The 23,242-nt window shown below is 70.2% G+C and carries 21 protein-coding genes; 13 read left to right on the forward strand and 8 right to left on the reverse strand.

The window, feature by feature from the left end:
• Window positions 1–157 precede the first annotated feature (157 nt).
• The 3 genes from L3i22_RS45785 to L3i22_RS45795 are packed head-to-tail and all read right to left on the reverse strand — an operon-like array spanning window position 158 to window position 1,860.
• Window positions 158–1,000: a helix-turn-helix transcriptional regulator gene (locus L3i22_RS45785; RefSeq protein ID WP_221323679.1), complete on the reverse strand. Its 843-nt coding sequence runs from the start codon at window positions 998–1,000 to the stop codon at window positions 158–160.
• Between the two features lie 9 nt (window positions 1,001–1,009).
• On the reverse strand, window positions 1,010–1,531 hold the full coding sequence (locus L3i22_RS45790; protein ID WP_255657654.1) for a DUF6879 family protein: 522 nt from the start codon (window positions 1,529–1,531) through the stop codon (window positions 1,010–1,012).
• On the reverse strand, window positions 1,528–1,860 hold the full coding sequence (locus tag L3i22_RS45795; protein ID WP_221323680.1) for a hypothetical protein: 333 nt from the start codon (window positions 1,858–1,860) through the stop codon (window positions 1,528–1,530). The genes L3i22_RS45790 and L3i22_RS45795 overlap by 4 nt, the downstream gene beginning before the upstream one ends.
• Window positions 1,861–2,158: 298 nt before the next feature.
• On the opposite strand from L3i22_RS45795, the gene L3i22_RS45800 reads away from it, so the two are divergent.
• The 3 genes from L3i22_RS45800 to L3i22_RS45810 all read left to right on the forward strand — a co-directional run bounded on the left by L3i22_RS45800 (window position 2,159) and on the right by L3i22_RS45810 (window position 3,838).
• Window positions 2,159–2,398, forward strand: coding sequence for a DUF397 domain-containing protein (locus L3i22_RS45800; RefSeq protein WP_221323681.1), 240 nt, complete (start codon window positions 2,159–2,161; stop codon window positions 2,396–2,398).
• Window positions 2,399–2,469: 71 nt separating this feature from the next.
• Window positions 2,470–2,928 carry a hypothetical protein gene (locus tag L3i22_RS45805; RefSeq protein WP_221323682.1) on the forward strand — a complete coding sequence of 153 codons (459 nt, stop codon included), beginning with the start codon at window positions 2,470–2,472 and terminating at the stop codon, window positions 2,926–2,928.
• A gap of 13 nt (window positions 2,929–2,941) precedes the next feature.
• Window positions 2,942–3,838, forward strand: coding sequence for a cupin domain-containing protein (locus L3i22_RS45810; protein WP_221323683.1), 897 nt, complete (start codon window positions 2,942–2,944; stop codon window positions 3,836–3,838).
• A gap of 265 nt (window positions 3,839–4,103) precedes the next feature.
• Here the strand turns inward: L3i22_RS45810 and L3i22_RS45815 are convergent, their stop codons facing one another.
• Complete coding sequence (locus L3i22_RS45815) at window positions 4,104–5,114, reverse strand: phosphatidylinositol-specific phospholipase C (protein WP_221323684.1); 1,011 nt, start codon at window positions 5,112–5,114, stop codon at window positions 4,104–4,106.
• Between the two features lie 151 nt (window positions 5,115–5,265).
• On the opposite strand from L3i22_RS45815, the gene L3i22_RS45820 reads away from it, so the two are divergent.
• Genes L3i22_RS45820 through L3i22_RS45830 form a run of 3 tightly spaced genes read left to right on the forward strand, consistent with a single transcriptional unit; the run spans window position 5,266 to window position 7,169 of the window.
• Window positions 5,266–5,772: a SigE family RNA polymerase sigma factor gene (locus L3i22_RS45820; protein ID WP_221323685.1), complete on the forward strand. Its 507-nt coding sequence runs from the start codon at window positions 5,266–5,268 to the stop codon at window positions 5,770–5,772.
• Complete coding sequence (locus L3i22_RS45825) at window positions 5,769–6,626, forward strand: hypothetical protein (RefSeq protein WP_221323686.1); 858 nt, start codon at window positions 5,769–5,771, stop codon at window positions 6,624–6,626. The genes L3i22_RS45820 and L3i22_RS45825 overlap by 4 nt, the downstream gene beginning before the upstream one ends.
• A 54-nt stretch (window positions 6,627–6,680) precedes the next feature.
• Window positions 6,681–7,169: a carbonic anhydrase gene (locus L3i22_RS45830; protein WP_221323687.1), complete on the forward strand. Its 489-nt coding sequence runs from the start codon at window positions 6,681–6,683 to the stop codon at window positions 7,167–7,169.
• A gap of 123 nt (window positions 7,170–7,292) precedes the next feature.
• Here the strand turns inward: L3i22_RS45830 and L3i22_RS45835 are convergent, their stop codons facing one another.
• Window positions 7,293–9,653: an excinuclease ABC subunit UvrA gene (locus L3i22_RS45835; protein ID WP_221323688.1), complete on the reverse strand. Its 2,361-nt coding sequence runs from the start codon at window positions 9,651–9,653 to the stop codon at window positions 7,293–7,295.
• Window positions 9,654–9,759: 106 nt separating this feature from the next.
• Between L3i22_RS45835 and L3i22_RS45840 the strand changes: the two genes are divergently transcribed.
• The 6 genes from L3i22_RS45840 to L3i22_RS45865 all read left to right on the forward strand — a co-directional run bounded on the left by L3i22_RS45840 (window position 9,760) and on the right by L3i22_RS45865 (window position 18,692).
• Window positions 9,760–10,926: a sensor histidine kinase gene (locus L3i22_RS45840; RefSeq protein WP_221323689.1), complete on the forward strand. Its 1,167-nt coding sequence runs from the start codon at window positions 9,760–9,762 to the stop codon at window positions 10,924–10,926.
• Window positions 10,923–11,594 (forward strand): response regulator transcription factor, encoded by a 672-nt coding sequence (locus L3i22_RS45845; RefSeq protein WP_221323690.1) that lies wholly within the window; start codon window positions 10,923–10,925, stop codon window positions 11,592–11,594. The genes L3i22_RS45840 and L3i22_RS45845 overlap by 4 nt, the downstream gene beginning before the upstream one ends.
• A gap of 89 nt (window positions 11,595–11,683) precedes the next feature.
• Complete coding sequence (locus L3i22_RS45850) at window positions 11,684–14,755, forward strand: efflux RND transporter permease subunit (protein ID WP_221323691.1); 3,072 nt, start codon at window positions 11,684–11,686, stop codon at window positions 14,753–14,755.
• Between the two features lie 66 nt (window positions 14,756–14,821).
• On the forward strand, window positions 14,822–16,537 hold the full coding sequence (locus tag L3i22_RS45855; protein WP_221323692.1) for a putative Ig domain-containing protein: 1,716 nt from the start codon (window positions 14,822–14,824) through the stop codon (window positions 16,535–16,537).
• A complete protein-coding gene (locus L3i22_RS45860) occupies window positions 16,534–17,169 on the forward strand; it encodes a type II secretion system protein J (RefSeq protein ID WP_221323693.1) in 636 nt (211 codons plus the stop codon). Before L3i22_RS45855 ends, L3i22_RS45860 begins: the two co-directional genes overlap by 4 nt.
• Complete coding sequence (locus L3i22_RS45865) at window positions 17,169–18,692, forward strand: ricin-type beta-trefoil lectin domain protein (protein WP_221323694.1); 1,524 nt, start codon at window positions 17,169–17,171, stop codon at window positions 18,690–18,692. Before L3i22_RS45860 ends, L3i22_RS45865 begins: the two co-directional genes overlap by 1 nt.
• A 3-nt stretch (window positions 18,693–18,695) precedes the next feature.
• On the opposite strand, the gene L3i22_RS45870 is transcribed toward L3i22_RS45865, so the two are convergent.
• Window positions 18,696–19,550 carry an MEDS domain-containing protein gene (locus L3i22_RS45870; protein WP_221323695.1) on the reverse strand — a complete coding sequence of 285 codons (855 nt, stop codon included), beginning with the start codon at window positions 19,548–19,550 and terminating at the stop codon, window positions 18,696–18,698.
• Between the two features lie 114 nt (window positions 19,551–19,664).
• Here L3i22_RS45870 and L3i22_RS45875 point away from each other — a divergent pair, with 114 nt between their 5' ends.
• Window positions 19,665–20,831: an acyl-CoA dehydrogenase family protein gene (locus L3i22_RS45875; RefSeq protein WP_221323696.1), complete on the forward strand. Its 1,167-nt coding sequence runs from the start codon at window positions 19,665–19,667 to the stop codon at window positions 20,829–20,831.
• Here L3i22_RS45875 and L3i22_RS54775 read toward each other — a convergent pair.
• Entirely contained in the window at window positions 20,822–22,702 is a 1,881-nt protein-coding gene (locus L3i22_RS54775) for an RNA polymerase sigma factor (protein WP_221323697.1), read from the reverse strand. The genes L3i22_RS45875 and L3i22_RS54775 overlap by 10 nt on opposite strands.
• A gap of 37 nt (window positions 22,703–22,739) precedes the next feature.
• Entirely contained in the window at window positions 22,740–23,060 is a 321-nt protein-coding gene (locus L3i22_RS45885) for a YciI family protein (RefSeq protein ID WP_221323698.1), read from the reverse strand.
• Window positions 23,061–23,242: the final 182 nt, after the last annotated feature.

Raw genomic sequence — 23,242 nt, forward strand, 5'->3', positions numbered from 1 at the left:
GCAGATCAAGAACTTTTTTGCCTCGGCTGCGGCCAATAACTGATCGTCGCTCCCGCGGGGACCCTTCCGGGCCTCGCAAGGGCGCGGGGCGCCCAGAACACGAGCCCCTCCAGGGCGACGTCCGCGGGTGGTTGCGCTTCAAAAGAACCCACCTGTCCTAGCCCGCGGCCAGCCTTTCCAGTTCCTCCATGATGATGCCCCGCGCGTGGGCACCATAAGCAGCTTGGCCAGCAAGGATGCTGAAGGCACGCGCGTACATCATGATTTCTCGCGGCTGCGTGACGGTTAGCTCTGCCGAAACTCCCTCAACATGAACCAGCCGGTCATCGAACATGATGAACTGGCTGGCCGGCGTCAGGTAGGGAGCTTCAGCGGGCACGATACCCAAGCGAACCCGCTGCATTGTCATCACCGAAAGTAGGCGATCCAGCTGCCCCGCCATCACGTCCCGGCTGCCGACGCGGGTGCGTAGTGCCTGCTGCGTAATCACGAAGTGGAAGGCATGTCCCCTCTGGTAGAGGATTTGCTGCCGTTCCATGCGGGCCGCGACGCCGGCGTCGACGTCGTCTGGAATTTGGTAGAAGGCGACCACGCGCTGAAATACAGCAGCTGCATACTCGGCCGTGTGGAGCAGCCCGGGTATCAGGAGCGGCTCGAACCACCGCATGAGCTGTGTGTCGGACTCCAGCAACCGCGATTTGTCCTGCCGCGCGCGCGTGCCGGTGCGTAGTCGGCGGCGCCACTCCACCGACATGGCTTCGATGTCGCGGACAGCAGCGAGCACGTCCTGGGTTTGGTCGTCAACCGCGCAAAGCCGGCACCATATCCGGATGTCTTGCTCGGAAGCGGCCTGCTTGCCGTATTCGATCTTGGAGACCTTGGAGCTGTGCCAACCGGCAAGGTCCGCCAGTCCCCTGCCGGTCAGTCCAGCATCCTTGCGCAGGTCGCGAAGACGCTTACCAAAATCCTCGCGTGCCTGATGAACAGTGCTCGTCGCCAAGGAACACGCTCAGCCCACGTAGTCGCGGTGTGGGGTGGCGAGCTTCCAGAGGGCGTCGCGCACACGGACGCATCGTTCGACGATCACGGGATCTGCGGTTGCGGCACCGCCGGAGAATGTGCCATCCGGGGTGAAGACCGTAAACACGACCCGCTTGCGGTCGATGAGCCAAAAATCGTCGGCGGTGACCTCGGCACCGTCGAGCAGTGACCGTGGGAGCCAGCGAATATCCTCGCCGGCCTCGATGTTCAGCGGCGCGACGGTCAGTCCCCAGCGGGTGTAGTCGACGTGCGGCACTGACACGATGCGGATCCGTTCCACCCGTTTGCCGGTCTTGGTCGTGTCGCGGACGAGATCGAGCCAGGGGCGGTGCCAATCAAAGTCGTCTGGCTCGCCGTGCAGGAACTTTCGGAACGGCTCTGACTCGTCGGGGGTGTGGTAGGCGTCCTCCACCTCGAGGTGGAACGCCGACTCTTCAAACGTCCGGAAGACGTCCAAAAACGCCTGGCCTTGCAGCAGCTGCACGCTCACCCATCCCTTCGTCGTCGCTGAACCTCAAAGCATGCCTCGTGGTCCGGAACGCTGAGTTGCTTCAGGACATCGTCGGGTAGCGGAGTTCCCGACAGGTAGAACGTCTCGCATTCTCCGTCGTCGCCCCGCCATCTGCGCCCGGTGGGAATGAGCTCCGTGTCGAGCTCCACACCAGGGTGCAGATGCCGAAGCAGAAGAGCCGGAATCTCGATGGCTGCGGGGAGTCCCTCCACCTTCCATCCCTGAACGACGTACGAGTCCTGGTCGGACGCGTACAGCGTCGGCGAGCCGCCGCCCTGCGTGTTTTTGCCGAGGAACGTTAGCTGCATTCCCAATCCCTCCGAACGGAAGTTGCTTGGTTTTGCTCGTCCTAGGCGATAGTTCGCGGCTTTGTGTAGTCCTGTCAAGCCAAAAGGTAACGAGCAAACTTGAGCAAACTCCTTGGAGGGTCGTGCTGCACCTCCATAACGTCGGCCTTGGCACGACGGGCGGGGCCGACACCCGGACGACGCCGACGCAGTCTCGCCACTTCCGGGAGACCGGTGATGTTGGTTCCCCACACCGAACACGTCGGCGAGCGCCCGCGAGGACCGACCCCGCGGCAGCACACGTAGGGAGATTCATGCCATGGCCAAAGACGACCTGTACCTCGTTGAGGTCCCGGAGGACGACTTCCGTACGCCGTGTGGCGGCAACATCGGCGGGAGCCTGGAGAGATGCGTGTCCTTCGCGGACATCCCCGGCCAGCCCGGCGCCTACGTCCTCCGCGACACCAAGCTCGGGGCGACGAGCCCGGAGCTGCGATTCAGTGCAGCGGAGATGACGGACTTCGTCGCCGCCATCACCGGCTCGGGCGACAACGCCTGATCGGTAAGACCAATTCATCGGGTGGGCCTCCGAAGGGCGGCCCGCCCACCTGACGAGGGGTAGACAACCGCATGACCGCAGCGGGGCGGCATTGGCACGGGTACCTCTGGACGGGCTCAACAGAGGAGCTGAAAAAGCGCGAAACCGGGCGCCGGCCCGGCGGTCTGAACGAGGTGCAGGGCTTCCGCCCCGAGCTGCCGCCGCTGCAGACGGGCTACTACCTCAGGCGCCGGCCTGACGCCGGTCTGACCTGGATCGAGGTCGATGATGTTGTCGCCTGGATGGTTACCAACCGCGAACGTCATCGTCCAACTGCTCGCGAAGACGGCACGCAGGCGTGGCCCGGCCTCGATCAACGGAGGGAGACCACGCGCGACGGCCTGTTGAACGGTGTCGACGGCTGGTGGCAATACCACACGGGCACCGGGACGGAGATAGTGATCGCCGCCATTGTCTGCCCGCATTCTCACCTGCGAGACATCGCCTGTCCCATGCCGCCCCAGACATCACGACCCACAAGCGGAGGATGAGATGTCCCTCAGCATGTTGTTCGACAAGGGCACGGTCGCCGAGATGATGACCGACTGGCCGGCCAAGCCGGCGGTCCACGAGATTCCGCCCGACAGCGTTTTCTCGAACATCATCAACGCGAAGCTCCTCAATACGTACCTCGACACCGGCTGCGCGCCGGCCGATGAGATCAACGTCGTTCGGGAGGGAGCCGCTCGCCACCCGCGGGCCTACGCCCCGGCCGGCACGCTCGATCCGTCGCGCGTCTCCACCCTGCGTGCCCGGGGATACAGCTTCCAACTGCGAAACCTCGACCGCTGGTACCCCCCGCTGCACGCCATGTGCCGGGCGATCCAGCGGGAGACCGGATACGGCTGCTACGTCACCGGCTTCGTCACCCCAGGCGGCGCCCAAGGGCTCGATTACCACTGGGATCAGAACATGGGCCTCGTCTGTCAGCTCTCCGGCAGCAAGACCTGGGAGATCTGGCATCCCGTAGTCGCGGACCCGCACCGCGACTTCAAGGCATCCAACCTGGAACCGCTCGACCAACTGGTGAAACAGCTCAAGGCCGACGGGCCGGACCAGGTGATCGAGCTGAAGGCCGGACAAGTCCTCGTCCTGCCGCGCGGCTGGGTCCACAACCCGCACGCCCGCCACCAGGCCACAGAGAGCACGCACCTGACGTTCGTGATGCGCGAGCGAACCGGCTTCTGGATCGGCCAGAAGCTCGTCAAGGCCGCTATCGAATCCGCCCCGCTGCGCAACATAATCGCGCCGGCCGGCGTGGTCGACGAGGAGGCGTTCACGAGCGCGGTCGAGCAGGCGCGGGATCAGCTCGTCGGCTGGCTCGGCAAGGTCGATGCGCGCGCGATGGCCGCGGAGTTGCTCGCCGTCGCGACGAGCGAACTGGAACCGGACTACGTCTGACCACCCGGACCACCCGGCTCAGCGGGAACTTCCCCGGCTGCACCGAGCGGATCCACGCTGAACAGGTTGACGGCATCGCCGGACCAGAGGAGCAGCAATGCGCACATTTCCGTGCCGGTCCTGGTCGAGCCGGACGAGGACGGCGTGTGGTGCGCCCACGCCCGGCTACGCCCCGGCGTCGGCGCCCACGGCGAGGCGACACGGCGGAGGCCGCCCTCGACGACCTCCGCGAAGCGCTCCGGGGACTGCTCGACGAGCCGCCCGGTCAGTTGTAGGACAGGATCTTGTCGATCAGGGTGCCGCCCGGGAAGTCCATCAGCACGGCGCCGGTGCGGACCACCGGGGTGTGCACCGCCGGGCCCTCGTTGAGGTAGGTCAGCAGGAACGGGTTCACCCCCTGCACCCCGAGCGACCCCCCGGCCACCGACTGCGGCTGGGCGAACACGCTCGCGCCGCTGGTGAAGTTGACGTACATCAGCGACGGGTCGCCCGCGCTGGTGGTGTCCAGGAAGCGGCGCACCTGGTCCCGCTTGGTGGCGATCGCACCCAGGTTCGGCACGTTGTACTCGTCCTGGACGTAGGTCGACGAGCCGTCGTGCCAGCCGGCGAACTGGGCCAGGCCGTAGTGCTCGACCACCCCGCCGCGCGGGCCGTTCAGCACCGCCAGCACCACCTTGCCGCGGATCTGCCCGAGCGTGGGCATCGCCGCCCCGGACGCGCGGGTCACCGACGGCGCCCAGAACAGGCCGGGGCGGCCGGCGACGTACCCGTCGAAGATGTCCTGGAAGCTGCTCTGCCCCGAAGCGTCGGTGCAGGAGCCCAGCTCACCGGTGCACTCCTGCTTGAGCCGCACCACCACGCTCTCCCCCGGGTGCGCGCCGAGGAACGCCGCCAGCCTGCTCAGCACGTCGTCGAAGTTGGCGTTCTGGTACGTCGCCCCGTGGTGCACCGTGAACGTGTTGCCGGTGTTCACCCGGGCCCGGATGTCGATCATCCGGATGCCGGCGTTCAGCTGCGCGGTCAGGGTCGCCGCGCTGTCGCCGAAGTCCTCCTGGGTCTGCGTCCACGCGCCGCCGTGGATCGACAGCGTCTCGTGCGTGCCCGGGACGGAGAGCGCGGCCAGGCTCCGCGCGTCCGGCAGGGATCGCATCCAGTCCGGATGACTCGCCGTGCTCAACGTCCGGTACGACGCGTCGGCGGCGACCGCCGCCGACGGTGTCATCAGCACACTCAGACCCAGGACCAATCCGCCCACGGCGGCAAGCGCTCGCTTCACGTGTCGAAGATTATCGATCAGTCCGACAGGTGGGAAGCCGCCGGGGGACAGTCCGGCAAATCACTGGCGAAGTGTCTGATCGGCCCTTGCCGCACCCCGGCCACGATCTCTACCGTCGTCCGGTCCGGTAAAAGTTTTCAGAGGGGTGCTGATGCGCGACGACGCGTTCCGCGCGTACTTCGAGCGCCAGCACACCTCGCTGTCGCGGCTGGCGTTCCTGATGACCGGGGAGTCGTCGGCCGCCGACGACCTGGCCGCGGACGCGCTGACCGAGGTCTGGCGGCACTGGGACCGGGTGCAGGCCGCGGACGATCCGGCCGCTTACGGACACGGCATCCTGATGAACCTGGCCCGCCAGTGGGTCCGCCGGCGGGGCCGGGAACGCCTGCTCACCTTCGGGATGTCGCCGGGCACCCAGGAGAGCCGGGACGTGCCGGCGGTCCTCGACGTCCGCGGCGCGTTGCGCAAATTACCGCATAGGCGACGGGCGTGCGTAGTCTTGCGGTACGCGTTCGACCTGTCCGAGCGCGAGGTCGCCGCGACGCTGGGCATCTCCGTCGGCGCGGTGAAGAGCGCCACCTCACGGGGCGCGAAACAGTTGGCCGGGCTGCTCGGCGGGGCGGTCACCCGGATCGACGGCTGGGAGGCGGCCCGATGACGCGCTCGGACTCGCCGCACGGCTTCTCCGATGATCAGTTGCGGTCGGTGCTGCGCGCCGAGGCGGCCGCCCACACGCCCGACCGCGAGGCGATGCTGGCCCGGATCACCTCGACCGCGATCAACGACCCGGCCCCGGTCCGCCGCCGCGGTGGCCCGCGCTTCCGGCTCGCGGTGGTCGGCGCGCTCGTCGCGCTGTTCGGCGGGGGCGGGTTCGCGGCACAGTTCGCGCTGGCCGGCGACTCCGGCAAGGAGGACGCCGCCCCGCCGGTCGTGACCACGCCGGCGACCACCCCGGCCGGCACGCCCGCGACCACGCCGCCGACCTCCTCGACGCCGACCCGTCCGCCCGCCTCGTCCGCGCCGCCCGCTTCGTCCGCGCCGGGCAGGACCACCGCGCCGACGACGGCTCCGCCGACCGGGGCGCCGGTCAAGGGCGCGCCCGGCAACACCCGGGTCGAGCAGGGGCCGCTCTGGTCGGACGGCTCGATCGACCCGGACAGCGGCGACACCCGGGGCGCGAGCGTGATCACCCTGAAGACCAGCGAGAAGCTCACGTCGCTGACCGTCACCGTCCGAGTGGCGAAGACCCCCGGCCTGGTCTCCCGGGGCGGCACCAAGTCGGTGCCGGGCGCGAGCGTCAGCGTCGCGGTGACCGAGCACTCCGACGCGCTGCTCTACACGTTCACGCTGGCCTCGGCGGACGAGGTCGCGCCGGGCACGTACACGTTCACCGCGAAGTACGACCACGCGCCGGGCGGCCGGAACGCGGGCGGCGACACCTACGAGGCCGTCGCCACCGGCGCGAGCGGCCAGTCCCTCGACGTCTACGGGAACTTCTTCGCCACGAACTGATTACCCGTGCGGACAACGACATTCCTATCGCATTGATAGGGATAGCATCCGGTGATGAGTGCGACCGACGAACTGCTCGCCAACGCCGAGCGCTATGCCGCGACCTTCGGCGGCCCCCTGCCCCTGCCGCCCGCCCAGCACGTCGCCGTGCTGGCCTGCATGGACGCCCGCCTCGACCCGCAGGCCGTGCTCGGCCTCAAGGAGGGCGACGCCCACGTCATCCGGAACGCCGGGGGCGTGGTCACCGCCGACGCGCTGCGCAGCCTGGCGATCAGTCAGCGCCTGCTCGGCACCACCGAGATCATCCTGCTCCACCACACCGACTGCGGGATGCTGACCTTCACCGACGACCAGTTCAAGGCGTCGATCGAGGCCGAGGTCGGGATCCGCCCGCAGTGGGCCGCCGAGGCGTTCCCCGACCTGGACACCGACGTCCGCCAGTCGATCCGCCGCATCCAGGCCGACCCGTTCATCCCGCACAGGGACGCGATCCGCGGCTTCGTCTTCGACGTCACCACCGGCAAACTCACCGAGGTCGTCTAAATCAAAACCCGCTTACGGTACGACCGGAAACCCGCCCGCCGCGGCCGGATCCGTCCCCCGCCCGCCGGTGACCAGCAATGCCGGAAGTACGGGCGCGGCGGGAGCGGGCGGCGCGGCGGCGGGTCAGGGTTTGACGTAGTCGGCGAGGTGTTCGCCGGTCAGGGTGGGGCGGGAGGCGACCAGGTCGGACGGGGTGCCTTCGAAGACCACCCGGCCGCCGTCGTGGCCCGCGCCCGGGCCCAGGTCGATGATCCAGTCGGCGTGGGCCATCACGGCCTGGTGGTGTTCGATGACGATCACCGAGCGGCCCGCGTCGACCAGGCGGTCCAGCAGGCCGAGGAGCTGCTCGACGTCGGCCAGGTGCAACCCGGTGGTCGGCTCGTCGAGGATGAAGACGCCGCCGGTCTCCCCCATGTGGACGGCCAGCTTGACCCGCTGCCGTTCACCGCCGGACAGCGTGGACAGCGGCTGCCCCAGGGTCAGGTAGCCGAGGCCGACGTCGGACAGCCGGGACAGGATCTTGTGGGCGGCCGGGTTGCGGGCGTCGCCGGCGGCGAAGAACTCGACGGCCTCGGCGACCGGCATCGCCAGCACCTCGCTGATGTCCTTACCGGCGACCCGGTAGTCGAGCACCGACGCGTCGAAGCGCCGCCCCTCGCAGACCTCGCACGGGCTGGCGACGCCGGCCATCATCCCCAGGTCGGTGTAGATCACGCCGTTGCCGTTGCAGTTCGGGCAGGCGCCCTCCGAGTTCGCGCTGAACAGGGCCGGCTTCACGCCGTTGACCTTGGCGAACTGTTTGCGGATCGGCTCCAGCAGGCCGGTGTACGTCGCCGGGTTGCTCCGCCGCGAGCCCTTGATCGACCCCTGGTCGACGGCGACCACACCCTCCCGCCCGGCCACCGAGCCGTGGATCAGCGAGCTCTTGCCGGACCCGGCCACGCCGGTGACCACCACGAGCACGCCGAGCGGAATGTCGACGTCCACGTTCCGCAGGTTGTGGGAGTCGGCGCCGCGTACCGAAAGATGCCCTGATGGTTTTCGGACGTCGGGCTTGAGCGACGCCCGGTCGTCGAGGTGCCGGCCGGTCAGCGTCCCACTGGCGCGCAGCCCGTCCAGGGTGCCCTCGAAGACGATCTCGCCGCCGGCCGCCCCGGCGCGCGGGCCGAGGTCGACGACGTGGTCCGCGATCGCGATCGCCTCCGGCTTGTGCTCGACCACCAGGACCGTGTTGCCCTTGTCCCGCAGCTGCAGGAGCAGCTCGTTCATCCGCTGGATGTCGTGCGGGTGCAGGCCGATGGTGGGCTCGTCGAAGACGTAGGTGACGTCGGTCAGCGACGAGCCGAGGTGCCGGATCATCTTGGTGCGCTGCGCCTCGCCGCCGGAGAGCGTGCCGGCCGGGCGGTCGAGCGAGAGGTAGCCGAGTCCGATCTCGATGAACGAGTCCAGGGTGTGCTGGAGTTTCCCGAGCAGCGGGGCGACCGACGGCTGGTCCAGCCCGCGCACCCAGTCGGCCAGGTCGCTGATCTGCATCGCGCAGGCGTCGGCGATGCTGACGCCGTTGATCTTCGAGGCGCGGGCGCCCGCGCTGAGCCGGGTGCCGTCGCACTCCGGGCAGGTGGTGAACGTGATCGCCCGGTCGACGAAGGCCCGGATGTGCGGCTGCATCGCCTCCCGGTCCTTGGCCAGGAAGGACTTCTGGATCGACGGGATCAGGCCGCTGAAGGTCAGGTTGATGCCGTCGACCTTGATCTTCGTGGGCTCCTTGTGGAGCAGGTCGTGCAGCTCCCGCTTGGTGTACTTCTTGATCGGCTTGTCCGGGTCGAAGTACCCGCAACCGCGGAAGATCCGGCCGAACCAGCCGTCCATGCTGTAGCCGGGGATGGTCAGCGCGCCCTCGTTGAGGGACTTGTTCTCGTCGTACAGCGCGGTGAGGTCGAAATCGGTCACCGCGCCGCGGCCCTCGCACCGCGGGCACATCCCGCCGGTGATGCTGAAGCTGCGCCGTTCCTTGGTGGTGACGCCGCCCTTCTCCATGGTCACCGCGCCGGCGCCGGAGATCGAGGCGACGTTGAACGAGTACGCCTGCGGCGAGCCGATGTGCGGGTCACCGAGCCGGCTGAACAGGATCCGCAGCATGGCGTTGGCGTCGGTGGCGGTGCCGACCGTGGAGCGCGGGTCGGAGCCCATCCGCTCCTGGTCGACCAGGATCGCCGTGGTCAGGCCCTCCAACACGTCCACGTCGGGGCGGGCCTGGGACGGCATGAAGCCCTGGACGAACGCGCTGTACGTCTCGTTGATCATCCGCTGCGACTCGGCGGCGATGGTGCCGAACACGAGCGAGCTCTTGCCCGAGCCGGAGACGCCGGTGAACACCGTGAGCCGGCGTTTCGGGATCTCGACGCTGACGTCCTTGAGGTTGTTGACGCGCGCGCCGTGCACGCGGATCAGGTCGTGGCTGTCGGCCGCATGCGTCTTCTCCATGGCGGAAAGGCTAGTAGCGGCGTACCGCGGCTGCTTCTTCTTTCCTGACCGAAATACCGCGGGAAGACGACGCGCGGGCGGGAGCCCGGAAACTAACGTGAGCGGCATGATCGCCGCCCGCCGACTCCTCGCCGGGCACCCGATCCTCGCCGACGGCCTGACCGCGCTGGCGGTCACCGCGGTCAGCGTGGCCGGCTACACCGCCGCCGCGATGAAGGCCCCGGTCCGCCCGTTGAACTGGGCGGACGTGGCCGGCCTCGGGGTCGCGGTGGTGGCCATGACGCTGCGCCGGACGTGGCCGCGGGCGATGCTCTTCGTGGCGACCACCGCGATGATCGCGCACGCCTGGACGCACCAGGGCCGGCATCCGCTGCTGATCATCGCGGCCGGCGTCTGCGCCTACACGACGGCCACCCGCAACAGCCGCCGGACCACCTGGCTGACGTTCGCCGGGTGCGTGGTCACGCTCTACCTCGGTGACGTGCTCTCCGGGAACTTTCCGCTGCTCACCGCGGCGACCATTCCGGTGGTCACGTTCGTCGGGATGGCCACCGCGTTCGGGGACGCGACCCGGAACCGTCGCGCCTACCTGGCCGAGGTCGAGGAGCGCGCCCAGCGGGCCGAGCAGACCCGCGAGGAGGAGGCCCGCCGCCGGGTGATCCAGGAGCGGCTGCGGATCGCCCGGGAGCTGCACGACGTGGTCGCGCACCACATCGCGGTGATCAACGTGCAGGCCGGGGCGGCCAGTCACCTGCTGGACCGGCGGCCCGAGCAGGTGCGGCCGGCGCTGGACCACATCCGGCACGCCGGGGACACCGTGCTCAAGGAGCTGGCGTCGATCGTCGGGGTGCTGCGGCAGTCGGACGACCCGGACGCGGTGACCGAGCCGACCCGCGGGCTGGCCCGGTTGCCGGAGCTGCTGGAGACGGTGACGGCGGCCGGGCTGGTGGTGCGGTTCCGGCAGGCCGGGGCGGAGCGGGGGCTGCCCGCGGTGGTGGATCTGGCCGCCTATCGGATCACCCAGGAAGCACTGACAAATGCCCATAAATACGGCATGGGGGACGCCGAGTTGGCCGTCACCTACACGCGTGAGGGCGTCCACATCGAGGCGACCAACGCCACCCGGATAAATCCCGACAAATCAGGTTCAGGGTACGGCATCGTCGGGATGCGCGAGCGCGCCGCGGCGGCGGACGGCACGCTCATCGCGTACGAAAAAGCCGGTTTCTTCTTTCTCAAAGCCGAACTTCCAGCACCGATCGAGGGCACATGATCCGCGTCCTGCTCGCCGACGACCAGGCGCTGATCCGCGCCGGCTACCGGATGATCCTCGACTCCGAACCGGACATCGAGATCGTCGCCGAGGCGATCGACGGCCGGCAGGCGGTCGCGCTGGCCCGCACCGAGCGCGCCGACGTCGTTCTGATGGACATCCGGATGCCGGTGATGGACGGGATCGAGGCGACCCGCCGGATCGCCGAGGACGACGACCTGGCCGGCGTCCGGGTCCTGGTGCTCACCACGTTCGAGCAGGACGACAACGTGATGCTCGCGGTCCGCGCCGGCGCGAGCGGCTTCCTGGGCAAGGGCGTCGGGCCGGACGAGTTGATCAACGCGGTCCGGGTGGTCGCGTCCGGGGACGCGCTGCTCTCCCCCAAGGCCACCCGCGGCCTGCTGGATCACCTGCTCAGCCAGCCGGAGGCCGGTCCGCCGCCGGCCGCCCTGGACGACCTGACCCAGCGGGAGCGGGAGGTGCTGGTGCTGGTCGCGCACGGGATGACCAACGACGAGATCGCCGAGCGGCTGTTCCTGTCCCCGCTGACCGCGAAGACGCACGTCAACCGGGCGATGGCCAAGCTGCGGGTGCGGGATCGCGCGCAGCTGGTCGTGGTCGCCTACCAGAGCGGCCTGGTCCGGCCGGGAAGTCCGCAGACGAAGTAGGCGCGGCCGGAAACTACCGCGATCGTGGTAGCCGGACGGACCGCCGCCGGACGACGCGCGGCCGAGGTCCCACGCCCGAGACTTCCAGCGTGTCTCTCCTGTCCCGATTGAGTCTCGCGAATCGCAAGCTGGTGGCGCTCGTCGCCGCGCTGGTCGTCGCCTTCGGCTGCTACGCGGCGGCGTCGCTGAAGCAACAGCTCCTGCCCGATCTGTCGTTCCCGGCCGTCACGGTCCTGGCCACCTATCCGGGCGCCGCGCCCGGGGTGGTCGAGGAGCAGGTCACCACCCCGATCGAGGACGCCGTGCGGGGCGTGACCGGGGTGGAGACGACGACCTCGACCTCACGTCAGGGGTCGGTGACGGTCACCCTGTCGTTCGGCTACGACACCGACATCGACGCCGCGACCGGCGACATCCAGCAGGCCCTGGCCAAGGCCCGGCTGCCGGCGGGCGTCGACCCGCAGGTGCTCACCGGCAGCACCGGTGACCTGCCGACGATGACCCTGGCCGCGACGTCGGACGGCGACCAGCGCGCCTTCGCGGCGAAGCTGACCTCGACCGTGGTGCCCGCGCTGCAGGCGGTCGGCGGCGTCAACGAGGTGTCCGTCTCCGGCACCCGCGACCAGGTCGTCACGGTCACGCCGAAGGCCGGCACGGCCGCCTGGACCCAGTCGATCATGACGGCGCTGGGCACGCTGGGCGGCACCTCGTCGGCCGGTCAGATCACCGCCGGCGGGAAGAACCTGAGCCTCGCCGTCGGGGCCGCGGTCACCTCGCTGGAGCAGGTCCAGAACCTCTGGATCGCCGGCCCGAGACCCGTCCAGCTCAAGGACATCGCGACGGTCACGCTGGCCGACGCGGCGGTCACGTCGATCACCCGTACGGACGGGAAGCCGTCCCTCGGGGTGTCGATCACCATGGCGCACGACGGGTCGTCGTCCTCGATCTCCGACGACGTCCGCGCGAAGCTGGCCGGCCTGCAGGACTCGCTCGGGGACGGCGCCCGGCTGACCGTCGTGTCGGACAGCGGGCCGCAGGTCAAGGACTCGGTGAACGGCCTGCTCGAGGAGGGCGCGCTCGGCCTGCTGATGGCCATCCTGGTGATCGTGCTGTTCCTGCGCTCGGGCCGGTCGACGCTGGTCACCGCGGTGTCCATCCCGCTGTCGCTGCTGATCGCGCTGATCGTGCTCTGGTGGCGCGACTACTCGCTGAACATCCTCACCCTGGGTGGGCTGACCATCGCGGTGGGCCGGGTCGTCGACGACTCGATCGTGGTACTGGAGAACATCAAACGGCATCTGGGGTACGGCGAGGACCGGCGCCACGCGGTCCTCACCGCCGTCCGCGAGGTCGCCACCGCGGTCACCTCGTCGACGCTCACCACGGTCGCCGTGTTCCTGCCGATCGCGTTCGTCAGCGGCCTGGTCGGCGAGCTGTTCGGGGCCTTCTCGATCACCGTGACGGTGGCGATGCTGGCGTCGCTGCTGGTGTCGCTGACCGTGGTGCCGGCGCTCGCCTACTGGTTCCTGAAGTCGCCGGTCGTCACCGAGGACGGCGAGGCGTACCGGGAGCGGGTCGAGGCGCAGGAGCGGCAGGGGCTGCTGCCCCGGCTGTACCTGCCGGTGATCACCTGGTCGGTGCGCCGCCGCAAGACCGTGCTGACCGGGGCGGTCCTGCTGCTGATCGGCACGGTCGCGATGGCCGGCGCGCTCAAGACCAGCTTCATCGGGGACTCCGGCTCGGACAGCGTCCGGGTCAGCCAGACCCTGCCGGCCGGGACCGACCTGGCCACCACCGACAAAGCCGCGCAACAGGTCGAGTCCGTGCTCGGCACGCTCGACGGGGTCGCGTCGTACCAGGTGACGATCGGGTCGTCGGGCGGGTTCTTCGGCGGGTCGGGTGGTGGCAACACGGTCTCGTACACGATCAACGTGACCGGGGACTCCGCCGCCGTCGAAGACGCTCTCAAGGACAAGCTCGGGCAGATCGCCGGCGCCGGTGAGATCTCCGTCGGCGGCGGTGGCGGCGGGTTCGGCGGCAGCGACATCGAGGTGTCCGTCCGGGCCGGTGACGACGCCACGCTGACCGCCGCGACCGAGCGGATCCAGCAGGCGCTCACCAAGGTCCCCCAGGTCACCGACGTGAGCAGTGACCTGAGCGAGAGCGCGCCGCAGATCAGCATCGTGGCCCGGGGCGAGCAGGCCGCGAAGTACGGCCTGAGCGACCAGACCATCGTCTCCGCGCTGCGCACCGCGGTGCAGGGCGCGACCGCCACCCAGGTCACCCTGAACGGCGCCCGGCACGACGTGCTCGTCCGGACCGGCGCGACCACGCCGGACAGCCTCGCCGAGGTGAAGGCCCTGCGGATCATGACGGCCACCGGGGCGGTCCGCCTCGACCAGGTGGCCACGGTCACCCAGGTGGACGGGCCGGTGCAGCGGGTCCGGGTGGACGGCGGCCGGACCAACACGGTCACCGCGTCGCCGGCCGGGGACGACACCGGGGCGGCCAGCACCGCGGTGAGCGCCGCACTCGCGGACCTGACGCTGCCGGGCGGGGCGTCGTACCAGATGGGTGGGGTCACCTCGCAGCAGAGCGACGCCTTCAGCCAGCTGATCCTGGCCATCGCGATCGCGATCGGCCTGGTGTTCCTGATCCTGGTCGCGGTCTTCGGCAGCATCCGGCAGACGTTCGTCCTGCTGGTGTCGATCCCGTTCGCGTTCGTCGGCGCGATCGCGCTGCTGCTGGTCACCGGCACCCCGATGGGGGTGGCCGCGCTGATCGGCCTGCTGATGCTGATCGGCATCGTGGTCACCAACGCGATCGTGCTGATGGACCTGATCAACCAGTACCGCGAGCGGGGCCTGCCGGTCGACCGGGCGGTGGTCGAGGGTGGGCTGCGCCGGCTGCGGCCGATCCTGATGACCGCGCTGGCGACGATCTTCGCGCTGCTGCCGATGGCGCTCGGGATCACCGGCTCGGGCGGGTTCATCTCGCAGCCGCTCGCCGTGGTGGTGATCGGCGGCCTGGTCACGTCGACGCTGCTCACGCTGGTGCTGATCCCGGTCCTCTACACGATGGTGGAGACCCGCCGGGACCGGAAGCGGCAGGCCGTCGCGCCGAGCCCGGAACCTGCCCCAGAACCGGTCCCGGTCGGGTAGTTCTGCTAAACGCGCTCTCCCGGCTGCCGATCTGAGGCTCAGCGGATCTAGACGCTGGGAGAGCGCGTGGGCAGCGAAAAAGACGAGGGCTTCAGCGTCCTCGAGATGGTCATCGCGCTGGCCGTGATCAGCGTGACCATGCTCGCCGGCGCCCCGTTCTTCGTCAGCAGCCTGACCAACGTCAACAAGCAGCGGTCCAAGCAGGCCGCGATGCAGCTCGCCGAGACGGCCATGGAGCAGGTGCGCGGCCTCAAGGGCAGCGCCCTGCTCACCGGCCGCAGCCAGAGCGCGACCCAGAGCCAGTTCGACGCGGTGCTGATCCCGGACGCGGCCAAGCCCTACCTCGCGGTGGCCCGGCCCTACCTGACCGCGATGCAGGTGGCCGGCGACCCGATGATCACCGACCCGGCCTCGACGGTGGGCACGGACGCGCCGCTCCCCACGTCGCCTCAGCAGATCACCGTGGAGTCGCTCACCTACACCCAGAACATCTACGTCGGCCAGTGCGAGGTCTACCTGACCGGCACCTCGGAGTGCGTCTACCCGAAGGGCTCGGCGGCCCCGGCGGACACCACCCAGATCCTCAAGTTCTTCCGGGTCGTGGTGCTCGAGACCTGGCCGGACAGCACCTGCACGGCCACCGGCAACGTCTGCGCCTACGTCGCCACCACGCTGGTCTCCCGGTCGTCCGAGCCGACCTTCGACTTCAACCGGCCGGCGCCGGTGGTCATGGACAACAACCAGACCTGGTACGTCGGCGACAGCGTCTCGTACCAGCTGAAGGCCCGCGGTGGTCAGCTCCCGAACACCTGGACGCTCAGCGGCCTGCCGCCGGCCGGTCTCTCGATCGCGTCGTCCGGGATGATCACCGGCACGCCCACCACCGCCGGGGTCACCACGCGGACCGCGACCGTCACCGACCACGCGAACCGGAACAACACCGGGGCGGTCACGTTCACCATCGTCCAGCTGCCCGTCCCGACCCTGCCGGCCAGCCCGGTCAGCCGGATCGGCGACACGTACAGCCTGGTCCTGGCGGCGACCGGCGGGGTGCCCGCGGCCGCGGTGCCGTACTACACGTTCACCGCGACCGGCCTCCCGCCCGGGCTGACCCTGGACGCCACCACCGGCACGATCGCCGGCGTCCCGACCACGGCCGGCGTCTACACCGTGACGCTGACCGCGGCCGACGCCAACGGCCGGACCAGCGTCGGCACCTACACGTACAAGCACACCGTCTATCCCGCGCTGACCCTGAGCGGGCTCTCGAACCAGACGATCGACATCAAGACGAAGCTCGACCTGACCGCGGTCGGCGGCGGCGGGGACGGCAACTACACGTACACCGGCACCGGCCTGCCGCCCGGCGTGAGCGTCAACAAGAACACCGGCGCCGTCTCCGGCAAGTCGACCGCGTCCGGCCGGTTCCTGCCGACGATCACCGTCACCGACGGCAGCGGCGGCACGGCCAGTCAGCAGATCGTGGTCGTCGTGACCACCACCGACTCGCTGGTCTTCACGGCGCCCGCGCTGACCGCGCCGGACCAGGCCGGCGTCAAGGGCACCGCGACGTCGCTGACGCTGACCACGAACGGGACGCTGCTGGGCCTGTCCCCCGCGCTGAGCATCACCGGCCTGCCGCCCGGCCTGTCGCTGAACGCGCTGACCGGGGTGATCTCCGGGACGCCGACCACGGCCGGCAGCTACACGGTCACCGCCACGGCCAGCTCGCTGGCGCCGCCGAGCAGCAGCATCGTCACCTTCACCTGGAAGATCACATGAGCGACGAGATCGAGGTCCCGGCCGCCGGGAAGTCCGGCGACGAGGGCTTCTCCCTGATCGACCTGATCGTCGCCACCTCGATCATGTCGTTCATCATGGTGATCGTCACCGGCGCGATCATCGAGATCTACTCGGACGTGAACCGGACCGACGGGATCAGCACCGCCCGCGACCAGCTCGGCAACAGCTTCCGCCGGCTGGACCGGGAGATCCGCTACGCGACCTGGGTGAACACGCCCGGCAAGGTGGGCGGCGACTGGTACCTGGAGTTCGCCACGAACTCCGGCTGCCAGCAGCTCAAGTTCTCCAACGGGGTGCTGAGCCGGGCGACGTACGCCTCGTCCCCCACCCCGACCGTGGGCCCCGCGCTCACCATCGCCAGCCAGCTGACCCAGACCGGGACCACCGACCCGTTCACCGTCTACGACCCGGGTGACCAGCCGTACGCCACGTCCACCCCGAACGTCAGCGGCGTCGGCCGCACCTACGAGCTGGAGCACAGCCAGGTGCGGCTGCGGTTCTCCGGGACCGTCGGCACCACCAGCCTGCCGCTCGACGTGCTCTTCACCGCGCAGAACACCAACCGCAACACGCCCGCGCTCAACAACTGCAGCTTCGGAAGGCCGACGTGATGAGGCTCCCGCTCCGCCGCCGCGCCCTCCACCGGCCCGACGAGGGATCGTTGCCGCTGGCCATGCTGGTGGTGACGGTCGTCATGTCGCTCTCCGCGACGATGGTCCCGATCGTGGTCCGGCAGATCAAGAACACCCAGGGGTACGACCAGCGCGGCGCCGCGCTCGACGCCGCCCAGACCGGCCTGGACGTGATGATGGCCCGGGTCCGCGCCGCCGCCGACGACGAGCAGAACGGCTACCTGGAGAACATGCCGCCCTGCACGATGACCGGGACGGTCGGCGTGACCGGCACCGGCGTGCAGTCGACGTACAAGGTCACGGTCACCTACCGCGACCGGGACGCCAACACCATCACCAACTGCGCGGTGAACGACGTGCCCACCACCGCGGTGGTCCAGTCGGCCGGCACGAACGGCACGAGCACCCGGACGCTGACCGCCACGTACGTCTTCTCCACCAGCAACACCAACATCCCGGGCGGCCGGATCAAGATCTCCAGCAGCACCCTGGGCGACCAGTGCCTGGACGCCGGCTCGGCGGCCAGCCCGTCGGCCGGCACCGCGGTCACCATGAAGACCTGCAACGGCAGCAGCCAGCAGCAGTTCGGCTACACCCCGGACCTGTACCTGAAGCTGATCTACTCGGAGTCGTCCACCGCGACGCTGGGCATGTGCCTGTTCGCCGCCGCGACCAAGGTCAGCGGCACCACCCCGGTGGTCTTCCAGCCCTGCCCGGTCACCCGGACCACGACCTACCAGTGGGCCCTGGACGGCAGCAGCGTCTTCCACGCCACCACCACGGCGAGCAAGTCCGACGGCTCCTACTGCATGAACGTCAAGACGCCGGGCTCGACCAGCGACCAGGCCGTGGTGCTGGCCGGCTGCGGCGCCACCTCGACCAAGAACGTCTTCTACTCGGCGCCCGGGGTCGGCGCCGGGATGGCCGGGGACAGCACCAACCAACTGGTCAACTACAAGCAGTTCAGCCGGTGCCTGGACGTGACCAGCAAGAACATGGGTGCGACGTACATGATCGCCTGGTTCTGCAAGCAGGACCCGGGCGCGCTCGTCGACTTCAACCAGCAGTGGGTGCACCCGGTGCCGGTGCTGCCGGCGATCTCCAAGTCCGGCCCGATCATCGTCAACAACGCCTCCAGCAACAGCAACGCCAACAGCGGCGCCGCGGCCAACAACTACTGCCTGAAGTCGCCGGGCACCGCCACCTCGGTCTCCTGGGTGACCGTGGTGACCTGCACGACCGCCGCGGTCCAGGCCCAGCAGGCGCTGACCTGGACGGTCTACCACGACACCGGCGACTACGGCACCAGCTACCGGATCATGGACTACAAGGGGAACTGCCTGCAGCCCACCGAGCAGGGCACCGGCATCAGCAACGACTTCCACAGCGACGGCACCAGCAAGGTCAAGGTCGCCACGTGCACCACGGCCGACATCCAGAAGTGGAACGCCCCGGCGAACATCAACCAGCCCACGCCGCTGACCAACCTGGTCGAGAAGTAGCCGTCACCGGATCCACAGCCGGCCGGCCGGCCCGGCCCAGTGGAAGTCCAGCAGGCGGCGCAGCGACGCGGAGCACCCGACGACGTCCAGCCGGTGCCCGCCGGTCGCGGCCGGCGCCAGCAGGATCCGGGCCGCGGCCGAGTCGGCGAACCGCAGGTCGGTGACGTCCAGGGTGACCCGCGGCCGGGTCGCCGGGGAGTCCTCCAGCAGATGTTCCAGCACCGCGCTCAGCGCCTGCCGGTTCGACAGGTCCGCCTCGCCGGACAGGCGCAGCCCGTGCTCCCCGGCGCGCACCGCGCGCAGCAGCGGGATCCGGGACGGGTCGGTGTGCCGGGTGATCGTCGCCGGGTGCTCGCGGGTGACCCGGCGCAGCGCCGGCTCGTCGAACAGACGCCGGTCGTAGAGGCACAGCCCGGTCGTGAAGCCGTCCACGCAGATCCGGTTGACCTGGGACTCGTACCAGGAGAGCTGGTCGATCCCGATGTCGCGGCAGGCCCAGGACATGTCGCCGATGCCGCGCATCCCGCGGTACCCGGCGGCGCGGGCCGCCTCGACCTCGCCCGCCCAGCCCGCCAGGCTCGCCACCGGGTCGAAGACCCCGGCCGGCAGGTACGCCGCCTCGGCCCCGGCCACGGTCAGCTGCCCGTCGCGCACGGCGGCGGTGACGTCCACGCCCTGCCCGGCGAGCACCGGCGCCAGGCGGCCGGCGTCCTTCCCGCAGTACAGGATCCGATGATGCTGACGCAGCCCGGACCGGATGAACGCCGCCAGGCTCCGGGCCCACAACAGCTCGTCGTCGTAGACCAGACACGCGTGATCACCCGGACCCAGGCGGTCGAGCAGCGTCGCCTCGGCCATCGTGTCCCCCCGGAGCTGCCACCCCCGTGACGGTTTTGTTGGGCCTCACGGTATGCCCGGCCGCGCGCCCGTACCATCGCTGAATCGGGTGCGCCGCAGACCTCTGGAGGACCCATGACCGTCACCGACCCGCTCGAACTGCTCGACTTCGCCGGACTGCTGAGCGCCGAGGAGCGGCAGATCCAGGAGACCGTGGCCCGGTTCGTCACCGACCACGTGCGGCCGAACGTCGCCGAGTGGTTCGAGGCCGGCACGTTCCCCCGCGAGCTCGCCCCGGAACTGGGCAAACTCGGCGTCCTCGGGATGCACCTGGAGGGTTACGGCTGCGCCGGGACGAGCGCGGTCGCCTACGGCCTGGCCTGCCTGGAGCTCGAGGCCGGCGACTCGGGCCTGCGCAGCTTCGTGTCGGTCCAGGGCTCCCTCGCGATGTTCTCGATCTGGAAGTACGGATCCGAGGAGCAGAAGCAGGAGTGGCTGCCCCGGATGGCGGCCGGCGAGGCGATCGGCTGTTTCGGCCTGACCGAGCCGGACTTCGGCAGCGACCCGGCCAACATGCGCACCCGCGCGGTCCGCGACGGCGGCGACTGGATCCTCACCGGCACCAAGATGTGGATCACCAACGGCAGCATCGCGGACGTCGCCACCGTCTGGGCGCAGACCGACGACGGCATCCGCGGCTTCCTCGTCCCGCGCGGCACCCCCGGCTTCACCAGCCGCACGATCAAGCAGAAGCTCTCGCTGCGCGCCTCGATCACCGGCGAGCTGATCCTCGACGACGTGCGCCTGCCGGACTCCGCCCGGCTGCCCGGCGCACGCAGCCTCGGCGCGCCGCTGAGCTGCTTGAACGAGGCCCGCTTCGGGATCATCTTCGGGGCGACCGGGGCCGCCCGGGACAGCCTTCAGGCTGCCCTCGACTATGCCGGCACCCGGGTGCAGTTCGACCGGCCGATCGCCGCGTTCCAGCTCACCCAGGAGAAACTCGCCGACATGGCGGTCGACCTGAACACGTCCGCGCTGCTCGCCCTGCACCTGGGCCGGCTCAAGGACGCCGGCACGCTCAAGCCGCACCAGGTCAGCGTCGGCAAGCTGAACAACGTCCGCAAGGCGATCGCGATCGCCCGCGAGTGCCGCACCATCCTCGGCGGCAGCGGCATCACCCTGGAGTACTCCCCGCTCCGGCACGCCAACAACCTGGAGTCGGTGCTCACCTACGAGGGCACGTCCGAGATCCACACCCTGGTCATCGGCCAGGCCCTGACCGGGCACGCCGCCTACCGCTGACGGAGGGTGCGCAGCGTGCGCCCGGTCGCCCGCTTGAACAGGTACTCCGCGCGCGGGTAGGAGAGCCGCCGCCGGCCGGTCTCCGGGCAGAGATCGGCCGGTGCCGGCCGACGGGCCGGCGCCGGGCGGCGATCGGAGAGGAAGAGCGGGCCCCGGGTACGGCCCCCGATCAGCTCCGGGAGCAGCGCGGCGGTTCGCTCGCCCCAGGTCACCCCGGGTCCGCGGCGACCGGTCAGATCCAGGCCCTGGACGTCGAGCGCGAGCACCACCCCGATCGGCGCGTCCGATTCGCGCACCATCAGCCACAGCACGCGCTCCCGCACCGGGACGGTGTCGATCGGCACCGGCGCCGGCTCCCCGCCGGTCGTCCCGTCCGGCACGGGCCGATTCCGCAGGTCCGCGGCCAGCCCAGGGAACCCGGCCCAGCCGGCGAAGGAACGGAACGCGGCGAGGTGCCGATTCCAGCCGCGCGGCGCGGCTTCCGGCCAGAGGGTGGCAACGACCGCGGCTACGCCGCCGGGGTCGAGGGTGGTCAAGGGAGTCCGTTCGCCCAGGGCCCGGCGGATTCTTCCCAACGATTTCCGGTACGCGGTGGCAGTCCCCGATCCGAGCCCGGCCAGAAAGGCGTCGACCGTCGCGCCCAGCAACGGGCCGCCCGCCGTCGTGCCCGCGGACTCCGCCCGGGCGCGCAGGAAGTCACGCTCGGCGGTGTTGCGGGTCAGCGAGGCCGCCCGCTCCCACTCCGAGCGGGCCTCCGCGACCCGCCCCACCCGCCGCAGCAGGTCGGCCCGCACCCCCGGCAACAGGTGGTAGTCCCGCAGCGCCGGATCCGCCCGCAACTCGTCGACCAGCGCCAACCCGGCCGCCGGGCCGTGCGCGAAGCCGACCGCGACGGCCCGGTTCAGCCGGACGACCGGGGTCGGCACCAGCCGTTCCAGCGCCTCGTAGAGCGTCGCGATCCGCGCCCAGCCGGTCTCCTCGGCGGTCCGGGCCTGGGCGTGGCACACGGCGATCGCGGCCTGCAGAACGTATGGCCCGGGCGCCTCGCCGGCCCCGGCCGCGCGGGCCCGCAGCATCGCCGCGAACCCCCGGTTGATCAGCAGCCGGTCCCACTTCCCGCGGTTCTGCTCGTGCAGCTGGACCGGCTCGCCGCGCGACCCGGTGCGCGCCGCCGAGCGGGACTGCTGGATCTCCATCAGCGCGACGAGACCGTGTACCTCCGGATCGTCCGGCGCCAGCTCGGCCAGCAACCGGCCCAGGCGCAGCGCCTCCAGGCACAGGCCGGGCCGGGTCAGATCGTCGCCCGAGGTCGCCGAGTAGCCCTCGTTGAAGACCAGGTAGACGACCTCGAGCACCGAGGCCAGCCGGCCGTGCAGCTCGGCGCCGGACGGGAGTCCATAGGCGACACCGGAGTCGGCGAGGGTGCGCTTGGCGGCGGCGATCCGGTGCGCGATCGCCGGCTCGCCGACCAGGAATGCCCGGGCGATCTCGGCGGGGCTCAGGCCCGCGACGACACGCAGCGTGAGGGCCGCGCGGGCCGGCTTGTCCAGGATCGGATGGCAGGAGATGAACATCAGCCGGAGGACGTCGTCGCTCTGCTGATCACCGGCGGGCGGCTCGACCTCCGTACCGTCGAATCTCTGGGATCGCCGCAGGTGGTCGACGGCCCTACGCCGGGCGACGGTGGTCAGCCAGGCGCCGGGATTGTCCGGGACGCCCTGATCGGGCCACTGCTCCATGGCCGTTACCAGGGCGTCCTGCGCGAGCTCCTCGGCCAGGCCGACGTCGTGGACCATCCGCAGGAGGGTCGCGACGATCCGCGCGGACTCCTGCCGCCAGACGACGCCGACCGTGGCCCGGACATCCGTCATGACCCGCTCCTTCGGCCGGCCGTTCGTCAGCCTGCGGTCAGTTGAAGACCTGGTGGATCAGGCTCTCGCCGTCACCGACGATCTTGCGGAAGCGGCGGCCGAGCTCGATCGCCTCCTCCTTCGAGCGCACCTCGACCAGCGCGAACCCGCCGACCGCCTCCTTCGCCTCGGTGAACGGCCCGTCGGTGACCGTCACGTCCTCGCCGGCCGAGGCGATCTTGAAGCCGGCCGGGTCGAGGCCGCCGGTCGCCAGCAGCACACCGGAGGCGGTCATCTCCTCGATGAACGCGGCCATCTCGGCGAACAGCTTCTCGTCGGGCTGGGTGTCCTGCATCTTCGAGAGCATCAGGTAACGCATCGGTTTCTCCGTTCTCGGGGGTTTGCCTACACCCTGACGTCGCGCGGGCCCATGTGACAGGTAATCACGTCGCTCGCCCTTCCGGCCCCGCTCCGGCGGCAGCTTTTGGGCGGCCGCCCCTCCAGCCGCTGCGGCATCTTTTGCCGGCCGCGGCGGCTTCGGAGCGGTCCGGCGCTCCGGGG

Source organism: Actinoplanes sp. L3-i22, from assembly GCF_019704555.1.
Lineage (GTDB): Bacteria > Actinomycetota > Actinomycetes > Mycobacteriales > Micromonosporaceae > Actinoplanes.